Raw genomic sequence first — 19,198 nt, 5'->3', positions numbered from 1 at the left:
TCACTTCTCCAATCCACATTTGCCGCGGATGGAAGCGCTGCTCCGGGACCGGCTCCCCCACGCCCCGCAGATGGGGCTCTTCGTGACGCCGAACCTGCCGTCGGGGCGCCTCAACAACGCGCTCTCCGACTACGCGACCGAGGTAGAACGGGGCGAGGTGCTGGCGCTGTACGACGCGACCCTCAGCGGCACGGGGGGCGACGGGGCCGTCTTTGCCCCCGACCGGTTCGTCTTTCAGAACAACGACCTGCAGGCGACCCAGACGGTGCGCTACCCGGATCTCGTGGGGGTTGAGGCGCACAGCCGCTGGTTCGGCCTGGGCGGCAAGGAAGTGGCCCTCACGGTCAACCGCGGGCGGGCCACCTTCGAGCTGACGATGGACTTTTCGGGCACGCCGAAGGCGGCGTCCTACGTCGCCGATGTTCTGGACGCGGCGATGGTGCGGGACATCGACTTCGCGCCCGCGGCGGAGCCGGACACGACGGATGTCGCGGCCGTGCGGGACGCCTTGGAGCGCCTGCGGGCCGAGCAGAAGCTGACGGAGGCGGACTTCGAGCGCCTCCTGGAGACGCTCAAGGACTAACCCGGGCGGGGTCCCTGCTCGGTCTCGACTACTCGATGTTGTACTCGTCGAGGCGGCGGTACAGGGTGGCCCGACTGATGCCGAGCAGCTCGGCGGCCTCGGTGCGGTTGCCGTCGGTCTGCTCGAGGGCCGCCCGGATGCGCTCGGCCTCTTCGGGGGCCGACCGGGCAGAGGGGGACGCCTCCCGAATCTCGGGGGGAAGGTCGTCTGCCCGGAGCACATCGCCGGACGCGCGGATGAGGGCCGCCTCCAGTGCATTTTTCAGCTCGCGCACGTTGCCCGGCCAGTCGTAGTTGAGCAGGCGGCGGAGGGCCTCGTCGCCGACGCGGTCGACGTCCGCCCCGGTGCGGGCCCGGATTTCACGAAGGAAGGTGCGCACCAGGAGGGGCAGGTCCGACCGGCGCTCGCGGAGGGGCGGGAGGGCCACGCGGGCGATCCGAATCCGGTACAGCAGGTCTTGACGAAACCGGTCGGCCTCCACCTCTTCGTCTAGGCTTCGGTGGGTGGCGGCCACGATGCGGACGTCGACCGGGCGGGCCTCCGTCTCCCCGAGTCGCGTAACGGCCTCCTCTTCGAGCACCCGCAGGAGCTGCCGCTGCACGTCGAGCGGGACGTCCCCAATCTCGTCGAGGAACAGCGTGCCCCTGTCGGCCGCCTCGAAGTACCCCTCCCGGTCCTCGGTCGCTCCCGTAAAGGCGCCCGCCCGGTGCCCGAAGAGTCGGCTGCCGGCGAGGTCGGGGTTGAGGGCGGCGCAGTTGACGGTGACGAACGGGCCCTCAGACCGCGGGCTCTCGTCGTGGATGGCCCGGGCGGCGAGTTCCTTCCCGCTGCCCGTCTCGCCCTGGATGAGCACCGTGGTTTTGACCTCGGCGACGGACCGAATCTGCTCGTAGGCGTCCTGCATCGGGGCGCTCTTGCCCACGAGGTCGTGGAACCGGGCCCGGTCGTCGAGCATGCGCCGGAGCTCGTGGACCTCGGTCACGTCGTAGAAGACCAGGATGTGACGCTCGCTGTCGCGCGGGTCGTCGCGAACGTCGATCTCGACGCGGTAGGACGGGCCGTCGTCGTGGGAGAGGGTAGCGGTGACGGGCTCGTCGGCGTCGGCCGTGCCGTCCATTCGGGACTGGAGCGCCTCGAGGGCCTCGTCGCCGACGGGGAGGAGGTCGGCCCACGGCGTGCCGGTGGCGGCCTCGGACGCGACATCGAGCAGGCGGGCGGCCGGGTCGCTTAGGAATCGGAGGCGCCCGGTCCCGTCGGTGAGGGCCGTGCCCTGGCGGAGCCCATTCAGGAGCTGCCGGAGGTCGTCGCGGGCCCGCTCCACGCGGCGCTGCAGGGCGTGGGTCTGCAGCGCCACCTCCACCGCGGCGTAGATCTCCCGCTCGTTGAACGGCTTCACGACGTAGCCGAACGGCGTCGTGTCGGTCGCCCGCTGAAGCGTCTCGTCGTCGCTGTAGGCGGTCACGAAGACGACGGGGAGGGGATGATCCTTCCGAATGGTGCGGGCCGCCTCCACGCCGTCCATCGGGCCGTCGAGACGCACGTCCATCAGCACCAGGTCGAGATCGGCCCCTGCCGCCCGGTCGATTGCCGCGGCGCCGGTCATCACGTGGTCCACCACGGTGTAGCCGAGTGCCCCCAGGTGATCCTCCAGTTCCATGGCGACGGCAAACTCGTCCTCTACGATCAAGATGCGGGGGGGGCGCGACATGGACTAGCTGGATGGGTTCGTGGGGAACGCGATCGTGACGGTCACCCCGTCGTCGAGGTCGGTGGAGAGGGTGCCCCGAAGCTGGCGCGTCAGCCCCCGGACCAGCCGAAGCCCGAGGCTTCCGTTTCCGCCGAGCCCGTCCGCGCCGCGGCCATTGTCCGCCACGGTGAGGCGTGCGGTGCCCCCGTCGGCGCGGAACGTGACGGCGACGGTGCCGGACCGGCCCTCCGGAAAGGCATGCTCGAGGGCGTTCGTGACGAGCTCGTTCACGATAAGGCCGGCGGGGATGGCCTGATCCACGGAGAGCGGCTGGGCGTCGGCCGCCAGGGTGCGATCGATGGGGGCGGTGCGGTGCGACCGGAAGAGGTCATCCAGGAGGCCCTCCAGGTACGCGTCGAACTCGATTCGCGACAGGTCGTCGGTCTGGTAGAGCTGCTCGTGGATGGACGCCATGGAGCGGATGCGGTCCTGCGTCTCCGTGAACCGCTCCTCGACTGCAGGACTCTCCACGTCGCGGGCCTGGGCGTTCAGCAGGCTCGAAATGACCTGCAGGTTGTTCTTGACGCGGTGATGAATCTCGCGGAGGAGAACCTCTTTTTCCTCCAGGGAGCGCCGCAGCTTCTCCTCGGCGGCCTTCCGCTCCGAGATGTCCTGCGCCACGCACACGAGCGTGCCCTGCGTGGCGTCCGCTCGCTCCAGGGCCGACCGCGAGACGAGCACGGGCCGCTCGGGGCCGTCCGTGGGGGTGAGGGTGCATTCGACCGTCCCCTCCCCCAAGGAGGCCAACGGGTCGGCGTCGAAGTGATCGCCGAGTGCCGTTCCGCGCAGGGCCGATGCCGAGCGGCCGAGGGCCTGTGCGGCCGCCGCGTTGGCCCGACGGACGCGCCCGTCGGCGTCAACCACAAACAGCAGCTCCGCCATGGAGTCGAGCACGGCCTGGAGGTAGCTCCGCGAGACGGTCTGCTGACTGAGCGTGGTGGTCATCCGGTTCAGGGCCTGGGCCAGTCGCCGGAGCTCATCGTCTGGGTCGACTGAGACCTGGGCGTCGAGGCGACCGGTGCGGACCTGCTCCACGGCGTCCTGGAGGACCTGGAGGGACTGCCGGAACGACACGAGCAGCCACCGCCCGGCGAGCGCGGCCCCGAGCGCGAGGGCGCCCGTCACGCCGCCGACGAGCCAGAGGCCCCGGCGGAGCAGGGCGTCGAGCTGGGGCGCCTCCGCCAGGAAGGGGGCGGCCCCGACCCGCACATACCAGAGGGTCAGCCCCGCGACGCCCCCCGTGACGACGGCCCCGAGGGCGAGTCCGAACACCATCAGTAAAATCTTGCGCCGGAGCGACATGTCGGGGAAAGAGTTGGACTGAACGGCGACGATTCTATTCAATCTGCGGCACGGTTGGTCCGCCCGTATCCTGGTCGAGCGGCACCCGGGACAAGAGAAACGAACGCACCGTCCATACACCCGAGCGAGGTGTCTCACGAGACACACTGGTGAAACACAACCCGCCCGCCGCCGACACACATTCGCTCTCCGTCCCGAACAAATTCACGACCTCACCTGCCCTGTATCGCCCCAGATCACTCTTTCTGTGGGGTTTTCGTGAACAAAAATAAAGAAAGAGCGACGTGGCGCGAGACTTGATCTTGCCGTAGAACGCGCTTGCGAAAGCGTGCTCCACGATTCAGCCAATTACGTCAAGGTTCTGCCTATGTCTCTGCGTTGCTTGTATTCCGACGAGTCCCTTTTCGATGTGCTGCGCCCCCTCGGCGGACTTGTGGTCCTTGGTGGGCTCGTGCTGGGCCTCGCGGCCTGCGACGGAAGCACCGTGGCGGGGCCGGATGGCGCTGAGGACAGTGCACCCGTCTCCATGGCGTTTTCGGACGGCACCGTGTCCACCGGCGCCCCGTCCAGTGGCACCGCGTCGGCCAGCAAGGCCGCATCGGGCCCGCGTACTCTCATCGATCCGGACGGCAATGAGCTTCGGCTCGACCGGGTGCAGATGATTGTCCGTGAAATTGAGCTGGACCGTGCCACCGGCGACGAGAACTGCTCGCCGGAGGATCGACCCGACGCGGAGGACGGCGATTGCGCCGAAGTCGAGTCCGGCCCCGTCCTCGTCTCCCTTCCGCTGGACGGAGATGCGCCCGCCGTGGTTGTCGATACGACGCTGCCCCTCGGACGCTGGGACGAGGTCGAGTTTGAGGTGCACAAGCCCGAGGCCGAGTCTTCCACGCCCGATTTTCTGGAGGCGACGGACTTTCCGATGGAGGCGAGCATCCGGGTTCAGGGACGCTACACACCGGCCGGCGGGGCGGCCCAGGACTTCACGTACACGAGCGATCTCAACGCCGAGCGCGAAATTGAGTTTGAGCCGCCCTTGGAGGTGACTGCGGACAACACCAACAACGTCACGTTTTCGGTCAACGTCGACACCTGGTTTCGACGCGCCGATAGTACCCTTGTGAACCCGGCACGAGTGACGGAGGGGGGTGCCTTCGAAGACCGTGTCGAGGAGAACATCGAATCCTCCATCGAGGGCTTCGAGGACGATGACCGAGACGGGAGGGACGATGAGGAAGAAGAAGAGGAAGACGAAGAAGACGAAACCGAGATCGAAATTGAGACGGCCCTGGAGAACGTCGGTCCGGACTCGGACGCTTCCGGCGAAGTGGAATTTGAAAAGGAAGCCGACAAGGCGGCGTTCACGGTGGCGGTTGAAGACCTGGCGACGGGCACCTACGACGTCGTCATCGCCGATACGACGCGCGGGGAGCTCGACGTGACGGGCGACGAGGACGAGGCGGAGATCGAGTTCCGCCGACCGTCGGAGGAGGGCCACCCGCTGCTCGACTTCGACCCGCGGGGCCAGCGTGTGGAGGTGCAGCAGGGGGGCACCTCGTATCTGGAAGCAGACGTTCCGACCAACGGAAACGAAAACGAGGAGGATGAAGAGGAGGAGGACGAAGAAGAGGTCGAGATCGAGATTGACCTCAACAACACCGGTCCGGACTTGGATGCCGCCGGCGAGGTGGAGTTTGAAAAGGAGGCCGACAAGGCGGCGTTCAAGGTTGAGGTTGAAGACCTGACGATGGGCACCTACGACGTCGTGGTCGCCGATACGACGCGCGGTGAGCTGGACGCGACGGGCGACGAGGGCGAGGCGGAGATCGAGTTCCGCCGACCGTCGGAGGAGGGCCATCCCCCGCTCGACTTCGACCCGCGTGGTCAGCGCGTCGCGGTGCAACGAAATGGCAGCTCGTACCTGGAGGGGACCGTCCCTGCGGCGGGCGATCGGGACGAGTAGGCAGACAAGTTGTCAAGGATGCGGCCTCTCCCGAAGAAGTGCTCGCGACCGGGGAGAGGCCCCCAGGCGCCACTAGAGATCTGCACTGCGGGGAGTGCAACCCTCCCCCCAGTGTTCTGTATAGCCCCCTGGTTTGTTCGAAGTGTTTCCCGGCTTCCTCAACTGAATGCATGTGCCGCATCGGTTTGCTCCCTGCCTTGGGCTGGCTGATCGTGGGGGGAGCGCTGCTTGTGGGCAGCGCGTCTGCGGTCCAGGCTCAAAAGCCGACCTCCTGTGACACCCGCTTCGCACAGGCGCAGAAGGCCTACTACGCCGCAGAATTCGAGGTCGCCGTGGCTCGTCTTCGGCCCTGTGCACAGGAGCCGACCCTCCCGGACTCGGTGCGGGCCCGCATGTACCGGCTGCTTAGTTTCGTTCGCCTCGGCCAGAACGACGAGGCGGCGGCCCGCCGGGCCGTCGAAAGCCTGCTTGACCTGCGCCCGGACTTCATGCCGGACCCATCGGAAGACCGCCCCGACTTTGTCGCTCTCGTGGAGCAGGCGAAGACGCAGCGGCGGGCCCGGGCCGAGGCCAAAGAGGACGAGAACCGCCGTTGGCTCCGGTGGACGCTCGGGGCGGCGGCCGCCGCCCTTGGCACGGCCGCAGTGCTCCTGCTCGGAGGGAGCGACTCCGGCGATGGGGCCGAGCTTCCACGTCCGCCGTCGCCCCAACCGCCGGAGTAGGTCCGCCAGTTGAGTCGCACGCCCTTGGGCCAAGTTCCAAATCTTTGATGACGAGTCGGTTGCTCCTCCTTCTTGGGCTCCTTCTTCCGCTTGGGGCTGTGGCACAGGCGCCCCAGAACCTCGATGCCGTTCCCGGGAACCAGGAGAATACGTTGACCTGGGACGCCCCAACGGGGCTAGACGACGAGACGGTGGTGTGCTACGGGCTGTACCGGGACACGGCGGAGATCCCCTCCACCGACCCAGAGGAGCAGTCTGAAAAACGGATCGAGGGGATAGAAGCAACCGAGGGGACTCCTCCGACCTACACCGACACTGGTCTGTCGGAGGGACAGGAGTACTACTACCGGGTGGCGGCCGAGGTCGTCGAGACGGAAGAGCGTCCTGTTTCGTGTGGGGACGCGGCGACGCAGGTTTCGTCGCTCTCGAATCAGGCGTCGGCCACGCCGCTATTCCTTCAGCTCACCGAGCCGTCCCCGCCAGCCTCCCCCGACCCGGTTGAGGCAGGCACGGCCGTTGACGTGACGGCGGATGTAAGAAGCCTGCCGTCCGGGGCAGACGTGTTGCTTCGGTCCCGAGAGGGCGGAGAGCCGACGTACGTCCAGAAAGAAATGGAGGGCAATGAGGAGCGTACGAGGACCATTCTTGACTCTCGCGTCACTCTCCGCGGCATCGAATACGTTGTGGAGGTCCGAGATGAAGAGGAGATCCTGGCACAGGCCCCGTCCGACGGCCCGGCGTCGATTCGGGTCGAGGGAGAGGTAACTCCTCCTCAGCAGCCCAGCGGTGCGTACCGAATCGTGTCGTTTCCCACTGAGCTGGACGAGCCGGAACTGTCCAACATATTCGAGCCGCTGCTCCCGTACGACCCGTCGGAGTGGCGACTCTTCTCAATTGGGGCCAGCGGCCTCACGGCGGATGGCGGCTACGTAGAGCAAAACGAGTTGGAGGGGGCGTCCCTGAGTGCCGGCCGGGCGTTGTGGTTTATCCGCCGGAATGGCGGGGCCCTGGCTTCGCTCGACGGCACGTCGGTTCCCATAAACCAGCCCCACGAGATTTCACTGGACGAGGGGTGGAACCTCATCGGCAACCCGTTTGCGTTCGACGTGCCGCTGAGCCAAGTTCGGGTGGAGAACACGGCCGGGTCCCTGCAGGACGTATTGGGCTACAACGGCAACAATTTTGTCAATCAGGCGGGCGGTGCGCTTAAGCCCTACCGGGGCTACCTTGTGTACCTCTCCGGTGGGCAGGGCGGCACGCTCGTCGTTGACCCGAGCCCGGAGGAAGCGTCCGCCTCTATCGCGTCGGCCCGCGCCCCGGACCCGCGGTGGGCGGTCGACCTGTCGGCCCGAGTGGGGCAGGCACGCGATCCGATGAACACGTTCGGGACGGCCCCCAGCGCCACGGACGGCGTGGAGGCGGCGGACGGCCGGGAGCCCCCGCCCATCGGCGATTACGTCTCCCTCCGCTTCCGGGCCCCCTCGCAGGACAGGGGACTCTGGCGCGACATGCGCTCAACGGGCGGCGGCCTCCGCACCTGGACGGCCGAGGTGCGGACCAACGTGTCCGGCCTGGTCACCATAAATGCCTCGGGCATCTCGTCGGTGCCCGACGACCAGTCGGTGTGGCTCGTGGACCCGGTCCTGGACCAGACGCAAAATTTGCGGGAGACGCCGACGTACCAGTTCCCGGCGTCCGAGGCGACCGACGCCCGCCCCCTGCGAATCCTCGTCGGCCCCGCCGCGGCGGTCCAGCGCCGACTGGGGCGAGATGCGGATCGGCCGGAGCGCGTTGAGCTCCTGCCCAGCGTGCCCCACCCGGTGCGCAGCCACGCCACCTTCCGGTACCGGGTCCCCGAGCGCACCCGAGCCACCCTGGAGCTGTACGACCTGCTGGGGCGGCGCGTGGCCACGCTCGTCGACGACGAGTCTGTCGGCCCCGGCACCCACACCTACGCCTGGACCCGCCAGGATACCGGGGGCACCCTTTCCAGTGGCGCCTACCTGCTTCGCCTGCAGGCCGGGGACGTCACGCGGACCCGCCGCCTCGTCATCATGCAGTAGCCGCGGGGAACGGGGCGACTCAGTCGGGCTCCGGGGCGAGCTCAAACACGAGGGGCGTGTCCATGCCCGGCTCCACCCGGACCGTGCGTTTGGCCGGGGCGCGGCCCTCCTTCGCGACGCGGATGGTGCGCTCCCCCACCCGCAGCATCAGGCGCTGCGGGGTATACCCGACCGTGTCGTCGTCCACCGTGACGGTGGCGTTGGGGAGCGGAGTGCCGTCCGGCGCGCGGGCGGTGACCGCGCTCTCGACGCGCTCGCTGAAGTCGATCGTGCGCTCGTACGTCTCTCCCGGGTCGAGCGTCACCTCCATTTCCCAGCGGCCGAGAGCGGACGTGAACACGACCGTGTGCGAGCCCGGGGACAGCGAGTCGACGACGAGCCCGTCCGCTGTGGGGGGGCGTGAGGCCCCGTCGATGCGCACCTCGCCGTCGGGACGGGCGCCCAGCCGCACCACGGCGGGCCGCGGCAGAAGCGTCGGCGAGACGACGGCGGTGTCGGCCCCCGCCACGGACACGGTCGCCTCCCGGGCGCGGTGGTCGTCCCGGTCCAGAAGGAGCCGATACGTGCCGGGCTCCAGGTCCCCAATCGTCAGCGGCGTGCGCCCGATGGGCCGTTCGTTGAGGCGCACGGTCGCCCCGTCCGGGGCCGACCGGACCGTAATCGCCCCCGTCGCCGGTTCGGACGAGGGGGACGGCTCGTCGTCGGGGGCGGACGCTGCGGGGGCTGTTGTTCTGGACGTGCCGTCGGACGAAGCGGCCGGGGGCGGGGCGTCCTCCGATGAAGCGTCCGCACTGCGGGGCGGCTTATCCGATGGGGCTTCGTCGTCGGGCGATGCATCGGCGGGCGGTGACGACCCTGCCGCGGACCCTTCCTCCTCGCGAGCGGAGAGCCCTGCGTCGTCCGCCACCGGCGGCCTCGTCTGCCCTTCTGCGGAAGGGCCGGCCGTGCCCGCCGCCGTCCGGGTCGTTTCTGGGGGCGCCGGGCCCGCGGCGGAGAGAACCGGGAGGCCGAGGGTGGCCCGCACCCCGGCGTAGGTGCCCATCAGCACCAGGAGGGTCCCTGCCGCCAGGCCGGCCCACTGCCAGGGCGTGAAGCCGGCGTCGGGGGAGGGGGGGGCATCCGGCGTGAGGAGCGGCTCCTCGTCTGCGGCCTCCGGGGTGGGAAGCCGGTCCAGGGCGGCCCGGGCATCGGGCGGGCGAGCGGCCGGGTCTTTCGACAACAGGTCGAGCACCACCTGTTCCACCGCCGGGGGCACCGCCGGCGCGTGGGTGGACGGGGGCGGAAACGAGGCGTCCACGATCGCCCGTTGGACGACGAAGTCACTCCCGGATCGATCGAAGGGGAGCCGTCCGGTCAGCCCCTCGTAGGCGATGAGGCCGACGGCGAAGAGGTCGCTGGCCGCGTCCACATTCTGGAGGCCTTTCACCTGCTCCGGCGACATGTACGCGACGGTGCCGAGCTGGTCGTGCGTCGCCGTCAGGTCGGCGTCGGACGCCAGAATTTTGGCCAGCCCGAAGTCCGTGATCACCGCCTGCCCGTCGGCGTCAATGAGGACGTTGCTGGGCTTGAGGTCGCGGTGCAGCACCCCCGAGGCGTGGGCGTGCCCCACGGCGGTCAGCACCTGTCGGAGGAGCGACAGGGCCTGCGGGGGCTCCAGGTGGCCCCGCCGCCGCAACACGGTCTCCAGCGAAGGGCCCTCGACGTGCTCCATTACAAAAAACAGGGCCTCCTCCGTCTCGCGGAGGGTGTACACGTCGACAATGCCGTCCGCATCCAGGCGGGCCAGTGCCTTGGCCTCCTCCCGGAACCGGCGCACGAAGGTGTCGTCGTCGGCCAGGTGGGGCGCGATGACCTTGAGGGCGACGGTTTTTTCGAGGGCCTGGTCTGTGGCCCGGTACACGGTGCCCATGCCGCCCCGGCCAATGACCGCGTCCAGGCGGTAGCCGTCCAGGATGTCGCCGGCGTCAGGCATGAGGTGGTGAAGAGGGAAGGGGTCGAGAGACACTCATCCATACGGCCCCACGGGAGAATCGATCGCCGCTTCCCCGCTGAGCGAAAGGCCCTTTAGGGCCCGGAGAAGTACCGGAGCAGGGCCGCCAAGAAGCTCTCTTTGCGATCCGTGAAGGGGGGAAGGACGGCCTGCACGAGCGACGCCCCGTACCGGCGCCGCAGGACCGAACGCGCGTTCGAGAAGGCCCGAAAGCCGGCCTCGCCGTGCCCCCGTCCGATGCCGCTGTGCCCGGCCCCGCCGAAGGGGAGGTCGGGGTTGGCGTAGTGGAAGAAGCCCTCGTTGATGCATGTGCTTCCGGCCGTGGTGCGCCCCAGAACGGTGTCGACCATCGCGTCGCGTTCGCTGAAGAGGTACATCGACAGCGGATTGGGCCGATCGTTGACGATACCCACCGCCTGGTTCAGCGACGAGATCGGAATGATGGGCAGCAGGGGGCCGAAGATTTCGGCCTGCATGACGGCGGTGTCCAGGGGCACGTCCGTCAGGATCGTGGGACTCACGTACCGGGTCTCGGCGTCGGTCTGCCCGCCGAAGGCCACGGTGGCCCCGTCCGCGACGGCCTCCTCCAGGAGCCCCACGACGCGGTCCCAGTGGCCGTCGTCGATGAGGCGGGCGTAGTCGTCGCTGCCCCGTCGCATCGCCGCCGTCGCGCCGTAGAAGTGTTCTATGGTGTCGATGAGGCGGGCGACCAGGGCGTCGTGCACCGGGGCGTCGACGAGCACGTAGTCCGGGGCGATGCAGGTTTGCCCCGCGTTTGTGAACTTCGACCAGGCGATGCGCTCCGCCGCGAGGTCGAGGTCGGCGGTCTCGTCGACGATCGCCGGCGACTTGCCCCCGAGCTCCAGCGTCACGGACGCCAGGTGGTCCGCTGCGTCCTTCATCACGAGCCGGCCGACCCGTGGGCTGCCGGTGAAATACACGTGGTCGTACGGCTGCTCCAGGAGGCCCTGTGCCACCTCCTTCGCGCCGGTCAGCAGGGCGACCTCCCGCTCCTCGTACAGGTCGCCGATCAGCTTTTTGAGGACGACGTTCGTGTGGGGCGTCTTCTCGGAAGGCTTCAGCGTCACGCAGTTGCCCGCCGCGAGGGCGCCGATCAGCGGGCCGAGCGTGAGCGTGAGGGGGTAGTTCCAGGGGGCGAGAATCAGCGCGACCCCCTTCGGCTCGTAGTGGATCTCCGAGCGGGTGCCCGCAAAGAAGGCCGGGTGGCTGCGCCGGTCCGGGGCCATCCAGTCGTCGAGGCGGTTGATCGCGAACTGGGCCTCGTCCAGCAGGGGCTTCATCTCTGTCAGATCCACCTCCGCCGGTGCCTTCCGGAAGTCGGCGTGGATGGCGTCCTGAAAGTCGGTCCGGTGCGCCCGGAGGCCGTCGCAGAGCCGCCGCAGCTTGTCGCGGCGCCGGTCGACCGACGCGGCCCGCACCGCCGGGGCGTGGGCCCGCTGGGCGGCAAACACGCGTTCGATCTCGTCGGCACTGGCGGAGGCCGGGGGCGGGGAAAGGGAGTCGGGCATTGTGGGAACCGGGAGTCGTTCGGGGGAGGAAGAGTCGAACCTGTCTCCCGAGGGCCATGATCCGCGGACGGGCCGGCAACAATGCGGGCCGGCTGGGATTTGAGTGGGCCCCGCTAGGAACCTACCGCTCCCACCACCTCCAGGCGGACACTCTTGAATTGATACGGCTCCATCCTCCATGGACGCACTCCTCATCGTCGACCTTCAGAACGACTTTTGCCCCGGCGGCGCTCTGGCGGTGCCGGAGGGGGACACGATCGTCCCGACCGTGAATGCGCTGGCCGCCCGGTTCGACCACGTCATCCAGACCCAGGACTGGCACCCGGCCGGGCACCAGTCGTTCGCCTCGTCGCACCCGGACCACGCCCCGATGGACGTGATTGAGGTGGACTACGGCGAGCAGGTGCTGTGGCCGGACCACTGCGTGCAGGGCACCGAGGGGGCCGCGTTTCATCCGGACCTCGACACCGCCCCGTCGGAGTTGATCCTCCGCAAGGGGTTCCGGGCCGGGATCGACTCCTACTCGGCCTTCTACGAAAACGACGGCACAACGCCGACGGGCCTGACGGGCTACCTGCGCGGGCGGGGCATCGACACGCTCTACCTGTGCGGCCTGGCCACGGACTTCTGCGTGAAGTGGTCGGCCGTCGACGGGCGCGAGGAGGGGTTCGACGTGTACGTGATCGAGGACGCGACCCGTGGCATCGATCAGGACGGCTCGCTGGCGCAGGCGTGGGACGAGATGAACGAGGCGGGCGTGCAGGTCATCTCGTCGGAAGCTGCGCTCGACCTGGCCGCGGCGTAACTGCGGCCGAGTCCTTTGAGCAGCTGCGGATTGCCTCAGTTCGTCAGCCGAATTAGCGTCTTCAAGATGTCGAGCGTGGTCTGCTCGGGGGCGCCTTCGGTCCCGACCCGGACGTGGCGCGGGTCCTCCAGGGCATCGGGCGCCTCGTAGCGGTCCGTGAGCATCTCGAAGTCAGTGGCCCGGGCGTCAGAAGCCGTGGCGTCCTCGGCGGAGCGTCGGCGCAGGCGCCGTTTGAGTTCGTCGTCGGGCGCCGTGACCTCCACGAAGACATGCGGCACGTCCGCGGCGCGGAGGGCAGCACGGAGGCGGGTCCGCTGCGCGGGGCGGCTGAACGTGGCGTCGAGCACCGTGCTTTGGTGGCGGCGGGCCCGCTCCAGGGCGCGGGTGCGGAGCGTGGCGTAGGTGGCCTCCGTCGTGCGGTCGGCGTAGAGGCGCTTGCGGGTGGCGGCGTCGGGCCGTTCGTGGAGCGGGACGCCCGCGTGGGTCTTGCGGATGCGGTCGGAGGCGAGGTGGGGCCACCCGAGGGCGCGGGCCACCGCCTCGGCCTGCGTGCTCTTGCCGGTGCCGGGGCGGCCCATGACCACCACCACGAGCGGCCTGGCCCCCGCCACGGCGTAGCGGAGGGCCAACTGGTAGTAGTGGCGGGCCTGGGCGCGGCTGCGATCCTGCTCGGCGGCGGAGATCTCTTCCTCGGCGGCCCGCAGCCCGTGCACCTTCCCCCGCACCTGAGCGCGCTGGCTCTTGTAGAAGGGAATCACCGCATGCAGGCCCGGATCGTCCAACCCCTCTGCCATCCGGTCCACGAAGCGGCGGGCCAGGTCCGGACGCCCCTTCCGGTCGAGGTCCATGGCCAGGAAGGCCACGTCGTTCGCCACGTCGAGGTGCCGAAACTCGTCGTTGAACTCCACGCAGTCGAAGATGACGACGCGGTCGTCGGTGAGGTGGACGTGCTCCAGCCGCAGGTCGCCGTGGCCCTCCACGATGCATCCCCCGGCCCGGCGTCGGTGGAGGCGGGCGGCGTGCTGGTCGTAGAAGCGCTCGGCGTAGAAGCGGAGCGCCTCGTGCGCTGGGCGCGAGAGCAGGTGGCCGACGTGCCCCTCCGCCTCCGCGAAATTCCCCTCGGTCACCGCCCGCAGCCGGTCGATCCGCCCCGCCTCGGCCACCTCGGGCGTCGAGGGGCGTGACGCGTAGAAGGCGCAAAGCGTCTGCACCACCCGGTCGATGTCGGCGGCCGAGGCCGCCCCGCGGGCCAATCGTGCCTCGAGAAACCGATCCGGGTCCAGGTAGCGCATCGCCACGGCCACCTCTACGACGGGCCCCGCGCTCGGATCGCCGTCCACGCGGAGGCCGTCGGCGGTGTCGACGATGGGCACCACCCCCTCGTACGTGTCGGGGGCGAGGCGGCGGTTCAGGCGGACCTCCTGCTCGCAGAAGTGCCGCCGCCGCTCCAGGGTCGAAAAATCGAGGTACTTCAGCGAGACCGGCTTTTTGATCTTGTACACCCGGGGCGGGACGAGGGCGACCAGGGAGATGTGGGTCTGCTCGAAATCAATCCGATCCGGGTCGTGCGGGTAGGCGGCGGGAGCAGAGAGGGCGTCCTTGAGGGCGGAGATGGAAGGCGCCATGCGCTTACGGGTGAAAGGTGGTGTCCTGAGCGGCGTGGGTCTGGAGGCGGTCGGCCGGGGCAAAGCGAGGGCCGTGCCGGTCGGCCAGGCGCTGGAGGGTGTCTACGATGGAGGCGGCCCCTGCACGGTCGACGTGGCGGAAGGGCCCGCCGAGGAACGGCGGAAAGCCGAGCCCGAACACGGCCCCGAGGTCGCCGTCGATGGGGGCGCGGAGCACCCCGTCTTCGAGGCACCGGACGGCCTCGTTGACCATCATGAGAAGCAGGCGGTCCTGGACCGCGCCGGCGGGGGGCGTGGACCGAGTCGAAGCCTCGCTGTGGCGGTACACCGCGTCGTTGACCCCCTGCGGGTCCTTGTCGTCGGCGGCGTCGTCCGCGTCGTACTCGTAGAAGCCGAGATTGGTCTTTTGACCCAGCAGGTCGGCCTCCGCGAGCCGGCCGGCCCGGTCGCTGATGTCGACGCGGCCGGGGGAGAGGGCCTCGCCCATCACGTCCGTAATCTTGGCCGCCACGTCCAGGCCCACCAGGTCGAACAGCTCGAACGGCCCCATCGGGAACCCGGCGTCCATCATCGCGTCGTCGACCGCTTCGATCTCGGCCCCGGCCTCGAAGAGCAGCAGGGCCTCGTTCATGTAGAGGGCGAGGATGCGGGTGGTGTAGAAGCCCGGGCCGTCGTTCACCACGATGACGGTCTTGTCCTGCGCGAGCCCCGCGGCGTAGGCGGTGGCGAGGGCCTCCTCGGAGGTGTCCTCGGTGACGATGATCTCCAGGAGCGGAATGTCGGGCACGGGGGAGAAGTAGTGCATCCCGAGCACGCGGGACGGGTCGTCCACGCCCTCGGCGATCGTCGAGATGGGCAGGGCGGACGTGTTGGAGGCCAACACCGTATCCGGATCGACTACGGCCTCGACCTCCGACAGCACCGCGTGCTTGATCGAGAGGTCCTCCGGCACGGCCTCAATCACGACGTCGGCCGCCCGGAGCGGCGCGTAGTCGGCGGTGGGGGCGACCCGCTCTACAATCTGGTCCCGCGTGAACGTGTTGATGATGCCCTTGTCCTTCTGCTCGGCCACCGCGGACCAGATGGCCTTCTTCCCCTCGGCCGCGAGCGCCAGCGACTGGTCCGTAAGCACGACGTCGAGCCCATTCTGGGCCGACACCTGCGCGATGCCACTCCCCATGAGGCCCGCCCCGAGCACGCCCACGGTATCGACCGGGCGCGCCTGTTCGGGCTGCGGGTTCGTCTCCGCGTCCCGTTTGGCGAAGAAGATCGACACGAGGGCCTGCGACTCGGGCGTGAACACGAGCTCGCCGAAGTGCTGCCGCTCCGTGTCGAGCCCGGGCCCGAGGCCCTCTTCCATCCCCGTGCGCACCGCGTCGATGATGCGGGGCGGCGCGGGGTAGTTGCCCCGGGTGCGGCGTTCGGTCCGTGTGCGGGCCTGCCGGTAGATGACGCGCCGGCTGACGGGGTTGCCCTCCAGCAGGCGGTCCCCGAGGGACTGCTCGGCACGCTCGACGGGGCGGGTGCCCGCCGCCAGTTCACGGGCCGCCCGCCGCGCCGCATCGCGGAGGCCGGGCGGGTGAATGAGGGCGTCGACCAGGCCGATGCGCCGCGCCTTGTCCGGGTACGTGTTTTTGCCGGTCAGCATGAGCCCGAGGGCCTGCTGCACGCCCACGAGGCGCGGCAGCAGCTGGGTGCCGCCCCCGCCGGGCAGCAGGCCGAGCTGCACCTCGGGCAGGGCCATCTTGGTCGCGTCGGCGGTGGAGGCGACGCGGTAGTCGCAGTTGAGCGCCAGCTCCAGGCCGCCCCCCATCACGGGGCCGTGGAGGGCGGCCACGGTCGGGACCGGGAGGCTTCGGACCCGTTCCCCGAGGGCGTGGGCCTCGCGGCTCAGGCGCCGCGCCTCCGCCGGGATCTCGAACGTTTGCAGCATCGCCAGGTCGGCCCCGACGATGAACGAGTCCGGCTTGCCACTGGCGATCACCAGCCCGGACAGGTCGGCGTGGGTCTCAACCACGTCCAGGGCGTCGGAAAAGGCGTTCAGGGTGTCCCAAGAGATCTTGTTGACCGACGCGTCGGGGGCATCGAGCTCGAGCGTGGCCACTCCGGTCTCGTCCACCGTCAGGGTCAGGAGGTCCGTGGGCACAGAGAGGGCGTTCGGCATGGGTTGGGGGGCGTTGAAGACAGAAGGAGGGGGGCGCTGGGGACGGACTACGAGGGCCGCCGCTCAAGGAGGAGGGCGTGGCCCTGGCCGCCGGCGGCGCAGGCCGAGACGAGGGCCCAGCGGCCGTCCTCGTCGTGAAGCCGGTTCACCGCGCTCATCACGAGGCGCGCCCCGGTCGCCCCAAACGGGTGCCCCAGCGACAGGGAGCCGCCCCGCGTGTTGAGGCGATCCATCTCGACCGCGCCGACCGCCTCGGTTCGGTTCAGGTGCTCCGCGGCGAACGTGTCGGAGCGGAGCGCTTCGAGGACCGCCAGCACCTGGCCGGCAAAGGCCTCGTGGAGCTCGATCACGTCGATGTCGTCGAGCGTGAGGCCGGCCTCGTCGAGCACCTCGGGGATGGCGTACGCGGGGCCCAGGAGCAATTCGGTCTCGGGGTCCTGCGCGACGTAGGTGTAGGTGTGGAGGGCGGCGCGCGGCGCAACGCCCTCGGCTTCGGCCACCTCCTCCGCCATCAGCAGCGTCGCCGAAGCGCCGTCGGTGAGGGCCGACGAGCTGCCGGCGGTGATGGTCCCGAAGGGCTCGACGAATGCGGGCGGCAGGTCATGGAGCTGCTCCAATGACGTGTCGTCCCGGATCACGTTGTCGGTCGTGATTGGGTCGAAGTCGGGGGGAACGGTAGCGGGAACGAGTTCCTCGTCGAGGCGCCCGTCGTCCCGGGCGGCGGCGGCCCGCTTGTGCGAGCGGAGGGCGAACCGGTCCTGGTCCTCGCGCGAGATGCCGAACATCGCGGCGAGCCGGTCGGCGCTCTCGCCCATCACCTCGCCGGTCGAGAACTCGGCGATGGCCGGCGTTTCGGGCAGGAGGTCGCCGGGGCTGAGGCCGTCCAGCAGGTCCAGGTAGTCGCCCGTGCTCTTGGCCTTGCGGGCCTGAAAGAGCCGCTTCCGGACGGGGCGCTTCAGCCGGACGGGCGGGTCGCTCAGGGTTTCGGTGCCGCCCGCGATCATAACGTCCGCCTGTCCGGTGCGCAGGAGGTCGACGCCACTGGTGACGGCCTGGTTGCTGGAGATGCAGGCCATCGTCACCGTGAAGGCGGGCACGTGGTTCGGAATGCCGGCGGCGAGGGCCGACTCCCGGGCCACGTTGCTCGTGTTGACGTCCTGCACCACCGTGCCCATCACGACCCGCTCCACCCGGTCGGGGGGCAGGCCGGTCCGGGTGAGGAGGTGCCGCAGGACCATGCGGCCCATGTCGTAGGCCATCAGGTCGGCGTACCCGGTGCCGGCCCGCTGGAACGGAAGCCGACAGCCGTCGACGAAGACCGCGGTGCGGCCGGGGGAGGAGACAGGCATTGAGCTGAGGTGTTGGGAAGAGCTGAGGTGTTGGGAGACGAGGGGATAGCCATACGAGCAGCCGGGAGCCCCGTTCGGCCCGACGCGAAAACACACCGAAGAGTCGAGCAGAGCCCGAACTACGTTCTGTGGCCGCTGTTGCGTGTCGGGGAGTGGAGCCTGGCGGGGGGCTCGTCTCGTTTCACCTGTCTTCCCGCACCACCCGTTCCCGACCCGAACATGAGCCCGTCAGACACCTCTACCCTCATCGGCCGCGGTCCCGTTCTGGAGGCCCTGAAGCGGGACGACCTCGGCATCGAAAAGGTGATGCTGAAGCAGGACGTGAGCGGCGCCCAGATCGGGGCCATTCGGTCGATCGCCGACGACCGCGGGACCCCGGTCCAGTACGTCCCCGAGGCCCGGCTGCGGCACGAGTCCGACGGGGCCACGCATCAGGGCGTCGTGGCCATTACGGCCCCCATCCGGTACCGGGAGGTGGACGCAATGCTCTCCGACATCGCGCCCACCTGGGACGCGGTGCAGGCCGCCCAGCCGACGCTCCTCGTCGTCGACCGGGTGACGGACCCTCGTAACTTCGGCGCGATGCTGCGGAGTGCGGTGGCGGCCGGGACCGACGGCGTCATTGTGCCGTCCCGCGAGATGGCCCCGTTGAACGCCGCCGCGATAAAGGCGAGCGCCGGCACGGCGCCCCGGATTCCGATCGCGCGGACCGACGACCTGCCCCGCGTGCTGACCCAGCTCAAGGAGCGGGGCTACTTCGTCTACGGCGCGGAGGGCACCGCCGAGACCCCGCTCTGGGACGCCGACTGGGACCGGCCCGTGGCGGTGGTCCTGGGGAGCGAAGGGACGGGCCTGGCGCCCGAGGTGGCGGAGGCGTGCGACGAGCTCCTTTCCATTCCCATGCGCGGCCCGGCGGAGTCGCTCAACGTCTCCGTGGCGACGGGCCTGCTCGTCTTCGAGGCCGCCCGGTCGCGGACGTAGCGGGGGCAAGGCTTCACCGAAGGGAGGGAGGGGCCTCCGGAGGGCACTCCCTCCGCTAACACCGCGCGACCATCCGACGTGGACCTGCTCAACGCCCGTCCCGTCTCCGGAGCGGGCGTTTTTTATTTTTGGCGGAGGCGAGAGAGAACCTGAGGTGCATTCATGGCGGCTAACGACGGGATCCGGCGCTGCCTCTCCGGGCCGTCTGTAGATGGGCTCCCGTGCACCAGTGCGGCCGAAGACGCGCGCGCTCGTGAAAGTGACACTCTTGTAACGCGTGGCCTTGCCGCAATAAATACGAAGTGAACGGCCGATAACAAATGCTGAAAGCATCAAAACCACTCTGTCGCACGCACTCCCCGCCAAACAACGACG

At 69.4% G+C, this 19,198-nt stretch carries 13 protein-coding genes; 6 read left to right on the top strand and 7 right to left on the bottom strand.

Annotated features, from left to right (window positions below; translation table 11 throughout):
• Positions 1 to 28: 28 nt before the first annotated feature.
• The gene (locus OJA40_RS00720; RefSeq protein ID WP_208426092.1) at positions 29 to 583 is read left to right on the top strand and encodes a hypothetical protein; all 555 of its coding nucleotides are present in this window, start codon (positions 29 to 31) and stop codon (positions 581 to 583) included.
• Positions 584 to 611: 28 nt separating this feature from the next.
• Here the strand turns inward: OJA40_RS00720 and OJA40_RS00715 are convergent, their stop codons facing one another.
• Both OJA40_RS00715 and OJA40_RS00710 read right to left on the bottom strand, forming a co-directional pair.
• A complete protein-coding gene (locus tag OJA40_RS00715; RefSeq protein WP_208426093.1) occupies positions 612 to 2,291 on the bottom strand; it encodes a sigma 54-interacting transcriptional regulator in 1,680 nt (559 codons plus the stop codon).
• Between the two features lie 3 nt (positions 2,292 to 2,294).
• A complete protein-coding gene (locus OJA40_RS00710) occupies positions 2,295 to 3,632 on the bottom strand; it encodes a sensor histidine kinase (RefSeq protein WP_263809814.1) in 1,338 nt (445 codons plus the stop codon).
• A gap of 367 nt (positions 3,633 to 3,999) precedes the next feature.
• Here OJA40_RS00710 and OJA40_RS00705 point away from each other — a divergent pair, with 367 nt between their 5' ends.
• The 3 genes from OJA40_RS00705 to OJA40_RS00695 all read left to right on the top strand — a co-directional run bounded on the left by OJA40_RS00705 (position 4,000) and on the right by OJA40_RS00695 (position 8,380).
• Complete coding sequence (locus tag OJA40_RS00705) at positions 4,000 to 5,595, top strand: hypothetical protein (protein ID WP_263809813.1); 1,596 nt, start codon at positions 4,000 to 4,002, stop codon at positions 5,593 to 5,595.
• Between the two features lie 185 nt (positions 5,596 to 5,780).
• A complete protein-coding gene (locus OJA40_RS00700; RefSeq protein ID WP_263809812.1) occupies positions 5,781 to 6,317 on the top strand; it encodes a hypothetical protein in 537 nt (178 codons plus the stop codon).
• A gap of 47 nt (positions 6,318 to 6,364) precedes the next feature.
• Positions 6,365 to 8,380: a T9SS type A sorting domain-containing protein gene (locus OJA40_RS00695; protein ID WP_208426096.1), complete on the top strand. Its 2,016-nt coding sequence runs from the start codon at positions 6,365 to 6,367 to the stop codon at positions 8,378 to 8,380.
• A gap of 19 nt (positions 8,381 to 8,399) precedes the next feature.
• Here the strand turns inward: OJA40_RS00695 and OJA40_RS00690 are convergent, their stop codons facing one another.
• Together OJA40_RS00690 and OJA40_RS00685 are read right to left on the bottom strand one after the other, a co-directional pair.
• Positions 8,400 to 10,352, bottom strand: coding sequence for a protein kinase domain-containing protein (locus tag OJA40_RS00690; protein ID WP_208426097.1), 1,953 nt, complete (start codon positions 10,350 to 10,352; stop codon positions 8,400 to 8,402).
• Positions 10,353 to 10,444: 92 nt separating this feature from the next.
• Positions 10,445 to 11,899, bottom strand: a complete 1,455-nt coding sequence (locus OJA40_RS00685) for an aldehyde dehydrogenase family protein (protein ID WP_208426098.1) — start codon at positions 11,897 to 11,899, stop codon at positions 10,445 to 10,447.
• 178 nt (positions 11,900 to 12,077) lie between these two features.
• Here OJA40_RS00685 and pncA point away from each other — a divergent pair, with 178 nt between their 5' ends.
• The gene (gene pncA, locus OJA40_RS00680; RefSeq protein WP_208426099.1) at positions 12,078 to 12,704 is read left to right on the top strand and encodes a bifunctional nicotinamidase/pyrazinamidase; all 627 of its coding nucleotides are present in this window, start codon (positions 12,078 to 12,080) and stop codon (positions 12,702 to 12,704) included.
• A gap of 35 nt (positions 12,705 to 12,739) precedes the next feature.
• Here pncA and OJA40_RS00675 read toward each other — a convergent pair whose 3' ends face one another.
• Genes OJA40_RS00675 through OJA40_RS00665 form a run of 3 tightly spaced genes read right to left on the bottom strand, consistent with a single transcriptional unit; the run spans position 12,740 to position 17,842 of the window.
• On the bottom strand, positions 12,740 to 14,329 hold the full coding sequence (locus OJA40_RS00675) for a bifunctional aminoglycoside phosphotransferase/ATP-binding protein (protein WP_208426100.1): 1,590 nt from the start codon (positions 14,327 to 14,329) through the stop codon (positions 12,740 to 12,742).
• A 4-nt stretch (positions 14,330 to 14,333) separates the two neighbouring features.
• Positions 14,334 to 16,493 carry a 3-hydroxyacyl-CoA dehydrogenase NAD-binding domain-containing protein gene (locus OJA40_RS00670; RefSeq protein WP_208426101.1) on the bottom strand — a complete coding sequence of 720 codons (2,160 nt, stop codon included), beginning with the start codon at positions 16,491 to 16,493 and terminating at the stop codon, positions 14,334 to 14,336.
• A gap of 47 nt (positions 16,494 to 16,540) precedes the next feature.
• A complete protein-coding gene (locus OJA40_RS00665) occupies positions 16,541 to 17,842 on the bottom strand; it encodes an acetyl-CoA C-acyltransferase (protein ID WP_208426102.1) in 1,302 nt (433 codons plus the stop codon).
• A gap of 219 nt (positions 17,843 to 18,061) precedes the next feature.
• On the opposite strand from OJA40_RS00665, the gene rlmB reads away from it, so the two are divergent.
• Positions 18,062 to 18,823: a 23S rRNA (guanosine(2251)-2'-O)-methyltransferase RlmB gene (gene rlmB, locus OJA40_RS00660; protein ID WP_208426103.1), complete on the top strand. Its 762-nt coding sequence runs from the start codon at positions 18,062 to 18,064 to the stop codon at positions 18,821 to 18,823.
• Positions 18,824 to 19,198 lie beyond the last annotated feature (375 nt).

This window comes from Salinibacter pepae, assembly GCF_947077775.1.
Classification (GTDB): Bacteria; Bacteroidota; Rhodothermia; order Rhodothermales; family Salinibacteraceae; genus Salinibacter; species Salinibacter pepae.
The sequence above is the reverse complement of the archived record's forward strand: the minus strand, read 5'-3'. Positions and strand labels throughout refer to the sequence as shown.

Bases quoted from the DNA above. Each gene is read 5' to 3' on its own strand.
- OJA40_RS00720 (WP_208426092.1), top strand. From the start codon at position 29: ATGGAAGCGCTGCTCCGGGACCGGCTCCCCCACGCCCCGCAGATGGGG.
- OJA40_RS00715 (WP_208426093.1), bottom strand. From the start codon at position 2,291: ATGTCGCGCCCCCCCCGCATCTTGATCGTAGAGGACGAGTTTGCCGTC.
- OJA40_RS00710 (WP_263809814.1), bottom strand. From the start codon at position 3,632: ATGTCGCTCCGGCGCAAGATTTTACTGATGGTGTTCGGACTCGCCCTC.
- OJA40_RS00705 (WP_263809813.1), top strand. From the start codon at position 4,000: ATGTCTCTGCGTTGCTTGTATTCCGACGAGTCCCTTTTCGATGTGCTG.
- OJA40_RS00695 (WP_208426096.1), top strand. From the start codon at position 6,365: ATGACGAGTCGGTTGCTCCTCCTTCTTGGGCTCCTTCTTCCGCTTGGG.
- OJA40_RS00690 (WP_208426097.1), bottom strand. From the start codon at position 10,352: ATGCCTGACGCCGGCGACATCCTGGACGGCTACCGCCTGGACGCGGTC.
- OJA40_RS00685 (WP_208426098.1), bottom strand. From the start codon at position 11,899: ATGCCCGACTCCCTTTCCCCGCCCCCGGCCTCCGCCAGTGCCGACGAG.
- pncA (WP_208426099.1), top strand. From the start codon at position 12,078: ATGGACGCACTCCTCATCGTCGACCTTCAGAACGACTTTTGCCCCGGC.
- OJA40_RS00675 (WP_208426100.1), bottom strand. From the start codon at position 14,329: ATGGCGCCTTCCATCTCCGCCCTCAAGGACGCCCTCTCTGCTCCCGCC.
- OJA40_RS00670 (WP_208426101.1), bottom strand. From the start codon at position 16,493: ATGCCGAACGCCCTCTCTGTGCCCACGGACCTCCTGACCCTGACGGTG.
- OJA40_RS00665 (WP_208426102.1), bottom strand. From the start codon at position 17,842: ATGCCTGTCTCCTCCCCCGGCCGCACCGCGGTCTTCGTCGACGGCTGT.
- rlmB (WP_208426103.1), top strand. From the start codon at position 18,062: ATGAGCCCGTCAGACACCTCTACCCTCATCGGCCGCGGTCCCGTTCTG.